The organism is Pseudoalteromonas sp. A25 (assembly GCF_009176705.1).
Lineage (GTDB): Bacteria > Pseudomonadota > Gammaproteobacteria > Enterobacterales > Alteromonadaceae > Pseudoalteromonas.
The window spans coordinates 63798-80337 of record NZ_AP021846.1 but is presented as its reverse complement, the minus strand read 5'-3'; the positions used below and the strand labels follow the sequence as shown (position 1 = coordinate 80337).

13 protein-coding genes are annotated in these 16540 nt (G+C 43.2%); 9 read left to right on the top strand and 4 right to left on the bottom strand.

Annotated features, from left to right (window positions below; all coding sequences use genetic code 11):
* The 3 genes from GDK41_RS00365 to GDK41_RS00355 all read left to right on the top strand — a co-directional run bounded on the left by GDK41_RS00365 (position 1) and on the right by GDK41_RS00355 (position 2831).
* The gene (locus GDK41_RS00365; RefSeq protein WP_152084562.1) at positions 1-933 is read left to right on the top strand and encodes a tyrosine recombinase XerC; all 933 of its coding nucleotides are present in this window, start codon (positions 1-3) and stop codon (positions 931-933) included.
* 41 nt (positions 934-974) lie between these two features.
* Complete coding sequence (locus GDK41_RS00360; RefSeq protein WP_152084561.1) at positions 975-1676, top strand: HAD-IA family hydrolase; 702 nt, start codon at positions 975-977, stop codon at positions 1674-1676.
* Positions 1677-1961: 285 nt separating this feature from the next.
* Positions 1962-2831 (top strand): dTDP-4-dehydrorhamnose reductase family protein, encoded by an 870-nt coding sequence (locus GDK41_RS00355; protein WP_152084560.1) that lies wholly within the window; start codon positions 1962-1964, stop codon positions 2829-2831.
* 46 nt (positions 2832-2877) lie between these two features.
* Here the strand turns inward: GDK41_RS00355 and GDK41_RS00350 are convergent, their stop codons facing one another.
* Positions 2878-3717: a glycosyltransferase gene (locus GDK41_RS00350; RefSeq protein ID WP_152084559.1), complete on the bottom strand. Its 840-nt coding sequence runs from the start codon at positions 3715-3717 to the stop codon at positions 2878-2880.
* Positions 3718-3856: 139 nt separating this feature from the next.
* Here GDK41_RS00350 and GDK41_RS00345 point away from each other — a divergent pair, with 139 nt between their 5' ends.
* The 3 genes from GDK41_RS00345 (at position 3857) to GDK41_RS00335 (ending at position 6212) form a co-directional block, all read left to right on the top strand.
* The gene (locus GDK41_RS00345; protein WP_152084558.1) at positions 3857-4546 is read left to right on the top strand and encodes a pseudouridine synthase; all 690 of its coding nucleotides are present in this window, start codon (positions 3857-3859) and stop codon (positions 4544-4546) included.
* Between the two features lie 69 nt (positions 4547-4615).
* Entirely contained in the window at positions 4616-4993 is a 378-nt protein-coding gene (locus tag GDK41_RS00340; protein ID WP_152084557.1) for a BlaI/MecI/CopY family transcriptional regulator, read from the top strand.
* A gap of 1 nt (position 4994) precedes the next feature.
* Positions 4995-6212, top strand: a complete 1218-nt coding sequence (locus tag GDK41_RS00335) for a M56 family metallopeptidase (protein WP_152084556.1) — start codon at positions 4995-4997, stop codon at positions 6210-6212.
* A 67-nt stretch (positions 6213-6279) separates the two neighbouring features.
* Here GDK41_RS00335 and GDK41_RS00330 read toward each other — a convergent pair whose 3' ends face one another.
* On the bottom strand, positions 6280-6663 hold the full coding sequence (locus GDK41_RS00330; RefSeq protein WP_152084555.1) for an MAPEG family protein: 384 nt from the start codon (positions 6661-6663) through the stop codon (positions 6280-6282).
* A gap of 243 nt (positions 6664-6906) precedes the next feature.
* Between GDK41_RS00330 and GDK41_RS00325 the strand changes: the two genes are divergently transcribed.
* Positions 6907-7779, top strand: a complete 873-nt coding sequence (locus GDK41_RS00325; RefSeq protein WP_152084554.1) for a DMT family transporter — start codon at positions 6907-6909, stop codon at positions 7777-7779.
* On the opposite strand, the gene GDK41_RS00320 is transcribed toward GDK41_RS00325, so the two are convergent.
* A complete protein-coding gene (locus GDK41_RS00320) occupies positions 7776-9305 on the bottom strand; it encodes a carbon-nitrogen hydrolase family protein (RefSeq protein ID WP_152084553.1) in 1530 nt (509 codons plus the stop codon). The two genes, GDK41_RS00325 and GDK41_RS00320, sit on opposite strands and share 4 nt — an antisense overlap.
* A gap of 315 nt (positions 9306-9620) precedes the next feature.
* Between GDK41_RS00320 and GDK41_RS00315 the strand changes: the two genes are divergently transcribed.
* Complete coding sequence (locus tag GDK41_RS00315) at positions 9621-10667, top strand: GGDEF domain-containing protein (protein WP_232056492.1); 1047 nt, start codon at positions 9621-9623, stop codon at positions 10665-10667.
* Positions 10668-10670: 3 nt separating this feature from the next.
* On the opposite strand, the gene GDK41_RS00310 is transcribed toward GDK41_RS00315, so the two are convergent.
* On the bottom strand, positions 10671-12968 hold the full coding sequence (locus GDK41_RS00310; protein WP_152084552.1) for a penicillin acylase family protein: 2298 nt from the start codon (positions 12966-12968) through the stop codon (positions 10671-10673).
* A 224-nt stretch (positions 12969-13192) separates the two neighbouring features.
* Here GDK41_RS00310 and GDK41_RS00305 point away from each other — a divergent pair, with 224 nt between their 5' ends.
* Complete coding sequence (locus GDK41_RS00305; RefSeq protein ID WP_152084551.1) at positions 13193-16531, top strand: ATP-binding protein; 3339 nt, start codon at positions 13193-13195, stop codon at positions 16529-16531.
* Positions 16532-16540: the final 9 nt, after the last annotated feature.

The following is a 16540-nucleotide window of genomic DNA, read 5'->3' as shown; positions in this document are numbered from 1 at the left end:
ATGGCTGATGATAACGCATTAAACGCACAGTGGCTTCAGCCCATCGATACGTTTATGGCTTATCTACGCCATGAAAAACAATACTCAGCACATACCTTAAGCCAATACCGTACTCAACTGCTACAAGCTGCCCACTACTTTGCCCCCAACGCCACTGATTGGCTGGCGGTCAGTAGTGAACAAATTCGTCGCTATAGTATGCACCTACGTGGTAAACAATATAACCCGCGCAGTATCAACCTAAAACTCAGTTGTATTCGTAGCTTATATAAATACCTCAAAGCCAAGCACTCGCCAAATAGCGCATTTACCAACCCAGGGGACACTATCAGAGGTCCAAAATTTGATAAACCGCTGCCTAAAAACCTCGATGTCGATCAAATGGCACAACTGCTATCAATTAACGATGATGATATTTTAGCCATAAGAGACAAGGCAATGATGGAGCTTATGTACTCAAGTGGTTTGCGAATTAGCGAGCTCGTTAATGTTAATATTGGCGATATACGCGACGGCGAGATCCGAGTGTTAGGTAAAGGCAATAAAGAGCGAATTATCCCCGTGGGGGGCAAGGCACTACAAGCGTTAGAACGGTGGTTGTTATTAAGATCTCAATTCTCTAGTGAAGGTGAGATGGCTGTGTTTTTAAGCAAACGCAAGCAAAGGATCTCCATTCGCCATGTACGAGAACGGATGAAAGAATGGGGTATAAAACAAGGTATCAGTACACCTATCCACCCACATAAACTACGCCATTCGTTTGCCAGCCATATGCTCGAGTCAAGCGGCGACTTACGTGCCATACAAGAAATGTTAGGCCATACCAGCCTGTCTGCAACACAAGTGTACACACATTTAGACTTTCAACATCTCGCTAAAGTGTACGACCAAGCACACCCAAGAGCCAAAAAGCGCCCCTCTAAAGAAGATTAATGCTTTGCTACAATGTGCATAATTAAGTAAATAGACGAGTTATCATGAAATTCAACCGTGCCATAGGCAAAATAAAAGTCCTCAGTTTTGACTTAGACGATACCCTGTATAACAACCACCCTATCATAGCGTCTGCATTGAGGGCTCAGGCCGACTACCTAAAAAACTTGCCTGGCTGGCCTCATCAAGATAATCACTTTTGGATGGCATGCCGCAACAAAGCGCTCAAAGACAACCCTGAACTACAGCATGACGTAACACTATGGCGTCAACGCGCACTTTACTTAGGGTTTTTAGAGTGTGGATTAAACCATGATGACGCGCTTGAACATACCCACAATGCTTATGCCGCGTTTGCCAATGCTCGTAGTCAAATTAGTGTCTGTCCATCGGTGATCGAATTGCTTACCGACCTAAAACGTCGCTATACCCTTATCGCTATCACCAATGGCAATGTGGACGTCGAACAATTTAATCTTGCAGGTATATTCTCGTTAGTGTTGCAAGCAGGCAAAGACGGCAGGTCAAAGCCTTATGGTGATTTATTTCATAACGCGGTAAATCAATTAAATATACGCCATGATCAGTTACTACATATTGGTGATAGCTTAGATACTGATGTGCAAGGGGCTAATAACGCAGGCTGCCATAGCGTGTGGTTAAACAATCAAAGCTGCGCCTATCGCTATCAAGGTTTAGCGGATATAGAAATTAGTGATATCAAACAATTACAGTGTTTTTAAGTAATATTACTGGCGTTAAAAGTTGCCGCGATGTATTTGCATAAACGATACATTTTAACGTACGTGTGAAAGCGGATAGCAAAATAGAATAACGGCAGTGAGCTATAGCAGTATCGAATACAGACTGCTTGCCACCCAAAAAGCCCAACCATTCTCTTTTTGACCAAAAGGTGGCAGCGAAAAGCCGAGTAATCGAACACATAATTTTGTTTTTTCAATAAGTTAATCTTGCTAAGCTAAGGGTTGTTTGTTTGCCCTTTTTGGATGCTTAAGGAACCAGCCGCTATGCAAAAAATAATGCTCACCGGAGCAACCGGACTACTTGGTCGCACACTTTACTCAACCCTAGTCAATGATTTTGAAGTCGTTGGTACCGGTTTTAGCCGAGCAACCGCCCCGCTATATCAACTTGACTTAGGCAACCAAAACGCGGTGATTGACTTTTTAGAGCTACACCAGCCTGATGCTTTAATTCATGCTGCAGCCGAACGCAAACCCGATGTATGTGAAAATGCGCCAGAGCAAACCATTGCGCTTAATGTTGCAGCCAGCGAGTTTCTTGCCAAACAATGCGCACTGCGCGATATAGCGCTCATTTTTATCAGCACTGATTATGTGTTTGACGGCAAAGCGCCGCCATATCTAGAGTCAGCGCAAACAAACCCACTAAATCTGTATGGGCAAAGTAAACAACAAGCTGAGCAAGCAGTACTTGCACATTCATCACGTCACAGTGTGGTACGTGTGCCCGTTTTGTATGGCGATGTGTCTGAGTTGGCTGAATCTGCGGTATCAGTGATCGCAACCCAAATAAGTGCGACTGAAACCACAAAGCATGATAACTGGGCGGTGCGTTATCCAACCCATGTAGAGGATATTGCATTTACATTAAGAGACTTACTAAAGTGCCCTGAAAACTTGGGCGGAATTTTTCATATTTCCGATAATCAAGCAATGAGTAAGTATGATATGGCCTGCATTATGGCCGATATTTTAGGCTACCCTAAATCGCTGCTAGAACCTTTTGATGAACCAAGTCAAAGTGCTGCTCGTCCACATGATTGTGCACTGGCCGATTCAAGATTAAAACCACAAGGGATTGCTCATGGTAGGGACTTTAAGCAAGCGATTCAAAGTGTTTTAACGGCAATCTAATAACAAAAAAGGGTTAATTTCTCATAAAATTAACCCTGTTCGATCACTAATGTGGCACAAATCGCTGACTGCATAGTTTAACAAGCCAATTAGGTAGTGGGTACTTTTTATATACCACCTCTAAGAAGTTGTTCCACGCAACGCCCTGCAAACGCTCAATGTCTTGCCGAGGTACAATCCCCTGATATAACTTTGCAAAATCTCTTAAAAACTGCACATCACGACGGCGATTGTTTTTAGCATATCCTCGGCCTGCATAATGAATAAAGTCGGCGTCTAAATACCCTTCTTTACCAAACATATCCATTCTGTTAAATCTGCTTGGCAGCGCCTCATGCTTTAGCTGGTGCTTAAATAGCTGATAATTAAATAATGTTTGTTCATAAAAGCGAATTTCATTGCATACAGATTGCAGCTCATCTAAATCTGCGTACTCAAATAATCTACAAGGCTTAGAGGCGAGGATCACGCCAACATTGTAATAAATACTTGCCTCTTTTTCACTCGGCCAAGCAACTTTTCCACATAGGTCTTCAATCAGTGTACGCTCTTGTGTGCGATCGCATACTGCGCCTTCGTTGAGCATATATAGAGTGTCTAAGTCTTGATATTTTTTAAAAATATCTTCCGCGTCAGGTGATACTAAAATATCTGCGTCCAAGTAAAGCACCCTATCGTATTCTTTCAGTAGCTCACCAATTCTAAGCTTTTCAGCCCACGCAGGATTAGCACCATATTTAGGTTCGCTAATTTTGATGGGGTAATGCAAAGTTTCAGACACAATTAAGTCGGCATCGACCCTTTTTGCATAGTGCTGAAAGCTCAAGATAGCAGCTTGGTACATTGGATTATCGCCAATCGCGAGTGTAAATATGGCTTTTTTCATAGCACCTTGTTTATCCCTAAAAAAGGTAAAATATCTTATCTTAAAACTTCGTGCTGATACATCCATTATTTTTTATGAATACATAGGGTTTCAAGTGTATTATGATTTCGTCCATTCATTTTTTGATGAATTTCTTCAAATGATCCAACCAATGCGCCTCGCAAAATACCTTAGCCATGCAGGAGTATGCTCCCGCCGACAAGCATCTCGCCTGATTGACTCAGGTGACGTCATAGTGAATGGCCGCCCCGCCAATCATATTGATCATGTCAGTGAACAAGACGAGATACTCGTGTTGGGTAAAAAAGTGTGTGGACCTGCGGCCAAAGTACTCTATGCCTACCACAAGCCTGTTGGCATAGATTGTAAATTAAAGCCTGACGACCCCAGTAGCCTCCTGCATCACTTGCCAACATCACAGCGAGTGTATCCGATTGGTCGCTTAGATAAAGACTCAAGAGGTTTGTTACTACTTACAAACGATGGTGAATTGTGCCAACGTCTTATCCATCCAGATCACCATGTTGAAAAAGAATATTGGGTTAAAGTTGACCGACCGCTAGACGCTGAATTTTGCCAAAAAATGGCATCGGGTGTGCCTGTTGATGGGCAAATAACCTTACCCTGCCAAGTGAGCTTATTAGATGCCACGCGCTTTAAGATTGTGCTTAAACAAGGGCTCAATAGGCAAATTCGTAAAATGGCAAAGTACTGTGGCTACAAAGTAATAGATCTTTATCGCGTACGCATTGCACACTTCACCCTACCCAACACCTTGCCCGAAGATGAATACCAACCTATCAATGTAACTTCGCTTAAACTAGATTAAAAACACACTTGACAGAATTGACTACAGGTGTAATCTTAAACCTAAGGATTACATTTGTAGGCAGTAATTATGATTGAACTTTCAAAAGCTGAATTTGCGGTGATGGAAGCGCTCTGGCAAGGCCACCCTGCTAAAGCCAGCGATATTATTCAGCGTTTAAGTAGCGATACACAATGGCATGAAAAAACCATTAAAACACTGGTCAGTCGCCTTGTTAAAAAGCAAGCGGTGAGTTTTGAAAAACAAGGGCGCGAGTACATTTACTCCCCGACCATTGGCCGCGAGGCATACACGTTAAAAGAAAGCCAAAGTTTTATAGAGCGCTTTTTTAGAGGTCGAATAGCCCCGCTCGTAAGCGGCTTTGCCAAAACAGAGCAGCTGTCTCAGCAAGACATTGATGAGTTAAAACAGATCATCAAACAGTGGGAACAAAAACAAGGAAAGTAACATGCTATATCCATATTTAGAGTGGCTGTTAAATCCCAATATGCAAATGGTGTTAAGCGCCATCATGATCATTTTAGTACTGTTGCAAAAGCATGCCACCGCCCAGTTAGGCGCGCGATTAATTTACAGCTTATGGTGGATAATTCCCCTGAGTATTATCGCGTTAAACTTACCCAGTGAGTTAAAGCCGATTACCAATGATGCGATCAGCTATTTTCTGGTAACGCCACAATTGCAGCAACACACAGCAGTTTGGCAATTTAGTGCAACCGCTTTGTATAGCGCCATCGTTATGCTACTGCTGCTAATGCTTTGGTGGCAGCATTACAAATTTAGCCGTGATCTAAATATTAAAGCCGTTAAAAACACCTTTTTTGATCAGCCGCTTTTTGTCAGCTCACAATTAAGCACCCCCATGGTGATAGGTTTATGGAAGCCGATTGTTGTGTTGCCCAATGACTACGACAAACAGTTTGACCACGAAACCTTCAAGCTATTACTCGAGCACGAAAATACCCATATTCGCCGCTTCGACAACGTTGCAAATATGGCGCTTATCCTTTTATGCATTGCTTGCTGGTTTAATCCGATTATGTGGCTGGGCTACCAAAGTTTTCGTCGCGCCCAAGAACTGGCATGTGACGAAAAAGTACTACAAGAAAAATCAACACATCAACAGTTAATGTATGCAAAAGCACTGATAAGTTGCGCACAGAATGCCCGCAATAGCGCCTTAGCATATAGCTACTACGGAGATAAGAGCACTATGAAACAAAGATTACTACATTTACAAAAGTTATCGGGGGCATCCATGGGTGCCAAATGTTTAGTCGTCGCCCTAGCGTGTGGATCACTCAGTGCTATGGCGCTTGCAAAGCCCAATGAAGTACAAGCACATAAACATGAAGGAAAACCGCATCCAGTTATGCGCATAGAGCCCAAGTACCCTGCAGAGGCTGCGAACGCAGGTATTTCTGGGTATGTCACCTTACAATTTACTATTGATGGGCGTGGTCATACGAACAACATTGAAGTGATCGACGCACAACCCCAAGCGGTGTTTGAACAAAGTGCCATTACCGCACTGCGTCAATGGCAATATACCAGTGCATCAGATACTTCGCAGCGTCACGTCGTACAACTCGATTATGCGTTAGGAGAGTACTCTGAAGCCACTAAGAAAAAAGTAAAGCATGAGCGCATTAAGGTCGCACATTAAAAACCACCCACCTAATTAGGCGAGTAATTTTGAGGCCAGTAACCACTTTATGTTACTGGCCTTTGCATTATAAACTGACAGCAATCATAGCTATCGCACACCCTAAACCCACCGCCCAAACTAATGAGCGTAACAGGTGCAAATTGAGATAATAAAAAACACAGTATAAAACACGCGCCACAATGTGAGCAATTGCAAGATACTGCACCGTTGAGCCAATCGTATTTGTGCCAAGTACCACAGCAACCGCCACTGCAAATACCGCTAATGATTCAAAACTATTTTGATGCGCTGCCAGCGCCCTTGCACCAAGACCAGTTAATTGAGCTTGCTGAGCCCTTGGGTGTTGATTGTCGTATCCGCCAAGGCGGTTCATGGCAATAGCGACCGGGGCTTTGGCCAAATATGGTAAAATTACAGCAATTAACGCACAAATTAAAATAGTTGTCATACCAAGTCCTTGCGTGATTTTTGTTCTTAAAACCCTACCTTAGCATGAGCCAAATAAAAAAGCCGCCTCAAATCTAAAGGCGACTAAATGGTGTGTCATCAAATAAAGTATTTAAATAACAGGTGATAAGCGTACTGCAATAGAGCACCTCATTTTAACTGTTCAAGCGCTCATTATGAGAAAAACAGGTTAGCAGATATGCCGCTGCATTGTTAAACTCAGAAAAAACAACATGGATATACAATGGGTTGGATAACCTTCACGGTATTGGCTGCATTTTCGCAAGCATGGCGAAATGCGCTGCAAAGCCAATTAAGTCAATCGGCAAGTGTTGCCGGCGTTACGCTCGCACGATTTTTACTGGCAGTGCCATTAGCCGCAATTTATTTACTGTGTTTATATCAATATCAAACTGTACCCACCTTAACCTTAAATGGCTCATTGATGGCCTATGTACTCAGCGCCAGCATGATGCAAATTGTTGCCACCGGGCTCATGGTAGTTTTATTTAAGCAAAACAACTATGCAATAGGCGCAGGCTTAGCAAAAAGTGAAGCGCTGATGGCCGCCATATTAGGTATGGCACTTTTTGGTTCATCTTTATCTGTGACTGGTTGGTTTGGTGTTGCTATCGGCGCCATTGCCGTACTGATGCTCAGTGGTTTTAGTGTAAAGCGATTTGCGCCTAAAACGGCGTTACTTGGCATTGCCTGCGGTAGCGCATTTGCTCTAACGTCTTTGTGGGTAAGAGAAGCCAGCTTGGCAACTGGATTACCCTTTTTGCATAGTGCCGCGTGGGTGTTACTGTTGGTTTTGTTCACACAAACCGTGATTTTGAGCTTATATCTAACTATTAAAGAAAGACAGACATGGCAAGCACTTTGGCAAAAACGTTCATTAACAGGCGCCATCAGCTTTACCAGTTTTGTGGGCTCTGTTGGGTGGTTTAGCGCTATGAGCTTACAGCATGTTGCCTATGTCAAAACACTCGGCCAAATCGAGGTATTTTTTACCATGTTGATCGCCGTGCTTTGGCTTAAACAACCTATTAAAGCGAGCGACAACATCGGTTTGCTACTCATCGGTGTTGCCGCTGCATTAGTCATGCTGAGCTAGTTTTTTGTCTTAAGTGTTACTTGATACAAATCGGTTCGGCGATCTTTTAAGTTACGTACCGTTCCTTCACTGTGTAGCAACTTTAACTTATCAAGGTCTAAATCACTAAATAGCAACATTTCGGTATTTGGGGTTGCTTCATTCAATGCCGCATCGTGAGGAAAGGCAAAGTCTGAGGGGGTCAAAACTGCAGATTGCGCGTATTGTACATCGAGCGAGTCTACCTGTGGAAGGTTGCCTACACTGCCTGCGATCACCACGTAGCACTCATTCTCAACCGCTCTTGCTTGAGCACAGTGTCGCACGCGCAAATAACTGTTTTTGGTATCAGTCCAAAATGGCACAAATAGAATATCGAGACCACGCTGTGCCATAATACGACTGAGTTCAGGAAATTCTACATCATAGCAAATTTGAATACCGACCCTGCCAGCATCCGTTTCAAAAACACCAATTTCATCTCCCCCTTCAATCACCCAATCATAAGCTTCGTGCGGGGTAATGTGAACCTTACGCTGCTCGTCTATTTTGCCACTACGATGACACAAGTAGCTCACATTATATATTTTTTCATCTTCCATTAACGGCATGGAGCCTGTAACAATATTGGCATTATATTCAATTGCCATAGTCGACATAGCATCTCTAAACTGCTCTGTATATTCGGCTAAATAGCGAATTGCTTCTGTTTGATTACGATGCTCCTGCAGCCCCATTAAAGGTGCATTAAAAAATTCCGGAAAAATAATAAAGTCGCTTTGATACTCAGACACCGTATCAACAAAGTACTCTACTTGGCGCATCAACTCTTCAACCGACTCTACTTCTCGCATTTGCCACTGCACAGCGCCAACGCGAACAATGGTTTTTTTTGCTTCAATAACCGTGTCGGTCGGTTCGAACAAAATGTTGTTCCACTCTAATAATGTTGCGTACCCTTCTGAATCCTCATCCTCAGGTAGGTACTGTTTCAATAAGCGCTTTACTTGGAAGTCGTTAGCCAGCTGAAAACTTAAAATAGGGTCATAGATTTCTTTATGATCGACTTTATCGATATATTCCATTGGGGTCATTTCATCACAATGATTACTGTAACGAGGAATACGCCCCCCCGCTAAGATTGCCCGTAAGTTATACTGTCGACACAGCTCTTTTCTCGCATCATATAAGCGACGCCCTAATCGCATTCCACGGTGGCTTTTCGCTATGACGACGTCTAGTCCATATAGCGCATCACCATTGCTATCGCTAAACACTCGGTTGTGGGCATCCACTATTTCATCGTAGGTATGTGGATTCGAGAAACGTTGATAATCAACCTGCACACTGAGCGCAAGTCCAACTAAACGACCTTCATCTAAAATACCTATTTGACCTTCAGGAAACTGGTCAATTAGTCTAAATATCGTATGACTTGGCCAAGCACCACCTAAGTCGGGATATGCCTCATCCATCAAGGTTTTTATTTGTGGATAATCTTTTTTGTTGATATTACACAGCGTAATGCGTGCTTTTTCTATCGACATACTCCCTCCAAGATAACAACAACTTAAGTAACAAACTCTGTTTGCAAAAACGACTTACATTAAGAATTCATAGGCCTTTGAAAAGTTTACATTAACACTGTGATTAAGCGAGTGCCAGTGAACACTATCAAAATAAAAACATCGTCATAGCTATATAAATTTCAATAGCCGCCCCCAAAAGTGTTATTAATTCCACGACATAAAAAATTCTCAGAGTCTTCTATACTCATAATTCAGTTTTCATTTTGAAGCGCCTGCTCAGCCAGTGTAGCCTGCAAAAGGTACCTAAAATATCTATCACTCAAGGAGGCATAATTGCAGCACCCCCATCAACAACCTAATAAAATAGAGCAGTTAAAAAGTCGCTTGCTTACTCAGGTTGCGTGGTATTGCATGGCCTTGCACGCCTGTCTTATCTATGCTTTTTGGTACATAGAAGTGCCGCTGCTTGGCGCTTTCAACGTGTTAAGCGTCGCTACTTGGTGGTTTGGTATTAAATTATTAGAGCGAAACCAGCAATCACTGGCGTTGCGGGTTTTTAGTTTAGAGGTGACGATTCATTCTGTGCTAGTATGTGCTGTCATTGGCACTGATTATGGTTTTCAGTTCTACCTTTGGACCGCGTCGTGCTTACTACTTCTTGACACCCAACTTAAGTTAAAACAAGCCATCATTTGGTGTACTGCCATTATTGTTATTTTTGCCTATACCTACATTGGGTTTAACTTACCTTTGCAGCCAATTGATTACCAAAAAATGGCGCCATACTTACACTTTGCAAACGTTATCATTTGCGGTATCCCGATGATTTATACCATCGGATTAATAAGAGAAATAACCGTCAATCAACAACACGAATTAGAGGTGTTAGCAGCGCATGACTCACTGACTCACTTGTTTAATCGCCGTTACGCGCAAGGCTTAATACAACAAGCTTACAAAAGTTGCATTAACCACCAGCACCCTATTTGCGTTGTGATGGCCGACATCGATCACTTTAAACAAGTGAATGATGTCTATGGCCATGAGCAAGGTGATGAGGTTATCGAACGCGTGGCTTTATGCCTCAGTCAGCACATCAATAGTGCAGACATAGCGGTACGCTGGGGAGGTGAAGAGTTCTTGCTTGTGTTTCCTAACTGCTCACAATCACAAGCACAAAAGCATCTTGAGATAATACGACAAGCTATCGAAGCAATGACGTTTGCCCAAGGCTCTTTGCAAGTCACAATGAGCTTTGGGCTTGCCCTATGGCAAGCCCAAAGCGATTTTGAAGAGGTGCTAAAGCAAGCAGATATCGCCCTTTATAAAAGTAAGCATAAGGGCAGGAATACCATTTCTGTCGCGCCCCTTGTTCATTAAGCTCTAATCGGGTTCTGGCAATATCCTAATTTGATGCATTATTGCACCCGGTAATAAAGGGGTCGCCTCGCCCTGCGCATAGGCCTCAAAGCCAGCCCGATAAAATGGCGAAAGTGGATGGCCACTTTGTCCACCAGCAACCGTCATAATCGCGTTGTCTAAAGCACCGGGCTGTGCAATAAAGCGCTGCGATGCCCCAAAGTCAGGTTGTTGCACTGCTGGCATGAAGGTATCGCCAAATCCACTGACTTTTGGCATATCTAGCATACCACCTAATATCGGGAGCTGCTGGCTAAACGGATGCTGCACGTATAAAGCATTCACTTCTCCCCAGCGCCAAGCAGCCAGATCAGTACCATGCTGTTGAGAAAGTCGCTGTTTAGCTTGCTCGTATGCACTCAATTGTAAGCTACGCCAGTCCTTGTGGCCATTTAACCAACTTTCCGGCTGGCTATTTAGCAATTGCCAAAGCCCGGGTTCAAGGTAATTTTTAATATATTTTAACGAGCTGTCATGCAACAACATTTCATCTTCTATTGGTGCGAATACCTCATTGATCAGTGCTTCTCTAAAGCGCTGAACAAGCGTATAACCAACTGATGATGCGCATGCACACCCCTGCCAATTTTCTAAATGTTTTAAATCGTTGTTGTAGCGAGCTTGAAGCTGCGTTGTAGCACTTAGTAATTGCGTTAGATGTGTATGCCATGGCGCAAGAAATCGCGCTTCATTGTCTTGTTGTAGTTGATTGAAATCGGGTTCTGAAAATTGCGACTTTTCATGTAATCTATCTCTGATCTGCTGCGCTCTTGCCCCAAGCGCATATCCACCATCTCCAAAACGCTGATGTTCAACAGCAGACACCACCCGAGCGTTGGCACTCCAAAGCCTGTGTTTTTCAGGGTTGAGTACTCTCGGTCTACTGACTTCATTCTGTTGCCACAACGGTGAATACTCCTTCTTTTTGATTGCAACTTCTGAAGGGTTTGTTCGCGCAGGGAGCGCCCCAATAGGCTGCCAACCTGCGCTACCTTGCGCATCTACCACCATCAGGTTTTGTACTGGAATACCAACCGCAGGCGCTAAACGCATCGCATCAGCTACCGAGTCGGCCTGCTCTAATGCTAATAAATTCAAGTTAACAGCATAGGGTTGATGTGCCACCCAGCTCAGAGCGTAATTTTTGCCATTAAAATACTTAACTGGACCGAACTCACTCATTGTCAGTTGGTACTGATGCATAGCCCCTTTAGGCAGTGCGATTTGCTCAGTCACAACCCACGTTTTTGCCTGTTCATCCAACTCTATCCAGTCAGCTGTATCCAAATAGCCGTTGGTAAAACCCCAAGCTATATTGTCATTACTCCCCACCACAATAGAGGGAGCCCCAGGTAAGGATACACCGGTTACCTGAACAGCCTTGCCATTCTCTTTGTAGTTAAGCTGCGCACGATACCAAATGGCAGGCACATTCAACCCCAAGTGCATGTCATCAGATAACATGCCTTTTCCTGTCTGGGTGAGTTGCCCTGTAACCGCCCAATTGTTACTACCAAAGTGTGGTAGGGAAATAATATCTGTTACCTGTGCGTGCTGCCCTGTTTCATTCAGCTCAGGAGGTAAAATAGGTGATGGTGGTAGTTTCGAGCCATCTAAGGCAGCCTGATATTGGCTTGGCTGGGTTAGAAACCGCCTCATCTTCTCTGTAAATAGACTTTCAAGCTGAATCAGCGCCTGATCACGCTGGAAGGTAGCGGCTTGCAAGTCTAAATACATCGCAAAAATAACCAGAATACTATCTTCAGACCGCCAAGCTAATTGTGGGGCTCCCGTTAACAAGTATTCAAAGCTATCAAACCCTGCTTGCAACCTGCCTTCGTTGACTCCTAGCGCGTAAGCTTGTAAGACCAGCCTATGGCGCTCAGGGAGCGCCTTCACAATAAGTTCACTGCGCTTTCTGAATTGATGAAAACGCATTCGTTCGTCAAGCTGTACGGCAGCGTCACCAAATAACTCGCTTAGCTCACCCGCGGCACTTCGCCGTAATAAATCCATTTGAAAAAATCGGTCTTGACCATGTGCATACCCCAGACCATATGCAGCATCTTGACGATTATCAGCATGAATAACTGCCTGCCCCAACTCGTCGCGATTTATAGCGACCTCAGAAGCCACCCCTTTACTGACTTGTTTCCCATCAAGTTGGGGCAAACTTAACGAAAGTACACCATATAACGTTGCCGTAAGCGCAACTACAATAACTATGGTAACCGCTAGTATCCACTTGAGTAACTTAAGCATATCCTTTTCTCTTTATATTGATGAGTTCTTAGTTTAAACAGCCATTTATGACATTTAGCTTATTGCCCATTTACAGTAGTTAAAATCAACAAAACTTGCCATAACTACCAAGCATTTATAAAACTCAATAGTTACAATAATCACTATTTTATTCTCCTATCTGGCTGTTTATAAAATACGCAGTGGTCTATAGTTATCAGACGTTCAATAACTCTCGATAAGTAATGTTTGCAAATCTGTCGAATGCACCAAGGAAGACGCAGTCCATCAAAATTAGCTTTTGGCTATTACTTGGTGCGATTGTTGCCTTTGGCTGGTACGTTGATACTGTTAATTACAACAAGCTAGTACAAGAAGAAAAAAGTAGAACTTACGAAACAGTTAATGTCTATCGTACGCAGATTGAAGGTATTCTGGCAACGAATATACAATTGGTCAGAGGGCTCGCCATTGCAGTTGCGCAAGAAGAGCAGCTCACGCAAGCAACTTTTGAGCGCATTGCTGATCCTTTATTTCGCTCCAGCGGCGTACTTAGAAATATCGGTGCTGCCCCCGATATGCTTTTGCAATTTATATATCCTCTCAAAGGCAACGAGAAAGCTCTTGGCCTTAACTACTTAACCCACCCAACACAAAGTATTGAAGCAATTGAAGCTAGAGATTCGGGGGAAATCATACTTGCAGGCCCGTTAGAGCTATTACAAGGCGGAAAAGCCCTGATCGCACGCGTACCAGTAACGGATAAAAACGCTAATTTCTGGGGGTTACTCTCTGTCGTTATAGACATTAAAGCGCTCTTTGCAAAAGCCCGATTAGAGGACTTAAAAAATCACTACGATGTCGCCGTACAAGGACGCAACAGTAAAAATAAACAAGGTGAGTTTTTTTACGGAGACAGTAGCATCGTGCTCGAAGATCCGCTGACTTTTAATATTGCAGTGGCAGCAGGGCAATGGAAACTGTATGTCTACCCTAGAGGTGGTTGGCAACCAAAAAGTGCAACAATTTGGCCATTTCGCCTCGCTTTGGCCACCATCATTTTACTATTCATTACTGCATTCATATTTTTTAATCGACTGTTAGAGCAATTACAAGACAACGCTCATTCATTAAGCAGCATGGGGGCCTTAGCTGAAGTTGGAGCGTGGACCATCAACTTAAAAACGCGAAATATTTCTTGGTCTGAAGTCACTAAAGAAATCTTTGAGGTGCCAACCAACTACAAACCATCGTGGATTGCGACAACCGAGTTTTTTGTTGCTGGTGCGCAACGTCGGTTAATGCAAGACACTTTTGATAGCGCAATAAAGAAAGGCATAGATTTTGAGCAAGAAATGTTAATAAAAACAGCTCAAGGCAATGAACGTTGGCTGCTGGTCAAAGGAAGAGCGGTTAGGCATGGGAAGTATACTAGCCAGCTCTATGGCTCAGTGCAGAATATCCATGACCGAAAATGCCTTGAGATTGAGCACAATAAAGTTGCCAAAAACAATGAACTACTCGCGCGTTTAAGCAGCCATGAGGCGGTATTAAACTTAAAGCTCGAGCCTGCGCAACGAATCGCAATCAAAATAGTATGCGAAGGGTTAGCAGCGCAAAGAGCGAGTATTTGGCTGCTCAATGCCGATGGTTCTTTGCTTATACCTACGGCTTTTAGTAATACGCGTGAAGAAGACTTGCAATACTTTCCCCCTTGGCGAAAAAAACAATTGCCCGAACTTTTCGCAGCAATTTTCAAACAGCAAATAATCTCGGCGAACTTTGCACACACCCACCCCTGTACGCAAGAGCTCAGAGATACTTATTTGAGCCCCTATGAAGTGAACGCTATATTTGGATGTAGCATTGCATACAAGGGACATGCAATTGGCTTTTTATGCGCTGAATACAGGCACCCTCATGTTGCATGGGACAATACAGATGAAAAACTTATACGCGCTGTTGCGGCAACTTTAGGCAGCTTATTTGCGAGTAGAGAACAACAACAAGCACGCCAGCAAGCTGTGATGGAAAAGCAACTTGCCCAACAATCAGCGAAAATGAAATCTGAATTTTTAGCTAGCATGAGTCATGAAATACGCACTCCGTTAAATGGCGTGCTAGGTATGTTAGAGGTAGTAACCCACTCCCAACTATCACCATCACAAACACATCACCTACAACTGGCAAAAAACTCAGCAGAATCCTTACTTACCATTATTAATGACATTTTAGACTTTTCTAAAATTGAGGCGGGCAAGCTGCAAGTGGATATTATTGAATGCGATTTAGTCCAAGTGATAAGCGACAGTATCAGTAACTTCGCCCCCAAAGCACAAGAGCAACAGACAAGGCTAATTCTTGATACGCATAACCTCAAAGTAGAGTGCGCCAAAACAGACCCTCACCGACTAAAACAAGTACTTAACAACCTGTTGAGCAACGCGATTAAGTTCACTGAGAATGGCACGGTTACACTGACTTGTTACACAGAAGAACAAGCACAACATACTCGCCTATGGTGCAATATTGAAGATACTGGAGTGGGTATTAGTAAGTCTCAACTGAGTAAAATTTTTGATTCTTTTACCCAAGCTGATATTTCAACTACGCGCAAGTTTGGTGGGACAGGATTAGGACTCACTATTGCACGTCAACTGTGCGAGCTTTTAGGGGGCAATCTTAACGCTTACAGTAAAGTTGACGTAGGTAGCACGTTCAGCTTTTATATCGAACTGCATGAACCTCAACCAGTATCACCCAAAACATTTAACTGTGACGCCTTGATCATTGTAGACCCATTACTCATGACAGAGTCAAAAAAACACTATCTGTTTGACATCTGGGGAATGTCATTGCTCCATACTGAATCAATCGCAAATACGTTAGAGTATATTGATAATAACCAATTAACTCATCCTGCGTTGATTATCGCTGCTGAGCAATTAGCAACCGCATCACACGCACAACGAGAGAAACTACATCATTTACAGCAATCATCAAAAGCAAACTTTGCGGTACTAAGCAATCGGCTAATAACCGATACTGAGTTTTTACCATTGCAGCCAAGCCTAACGCTGCTAAGACCTTTAACCCCCACAGATATGCTCAAGCTTTGCCAAATTGAGACATATGAGCACCCTAGCGATGATGATATAACCTCAGATATTAGCAACCTAGACGTGTTATTAGTAGAAGACAATAAAGTAAACCAAACTGTTGCACTGAAACTTTTAAGCCGATTCGGTATTAACGCTCAATGTAAAGAAGATGGGTTACAAGCCACTGAGCACTTAAAAGAGAGAAAACGTCCTTACGATGTTATTTTAATGGACTGCCTTATGCCCGAGCTTGACGGCTATCAAGCAACCCATTTAATTCGCAGTGGTGGTGTTGGAGAGCAACATAAGCACACTCCGATAATTGCACTTACAGCTAACGCGATGCAAGGAGACAGACAAAAGTGTCTTGCAGCGGGCATGGACGATTATGTCTCTAAACCGATAAAAGTAAATGAACTTGAGGAAAAGCTAAGGCATTGGCAAAATGAAGCTAAACAAAACAGTACCAATAGCGTACAGTGATAAAAAAAC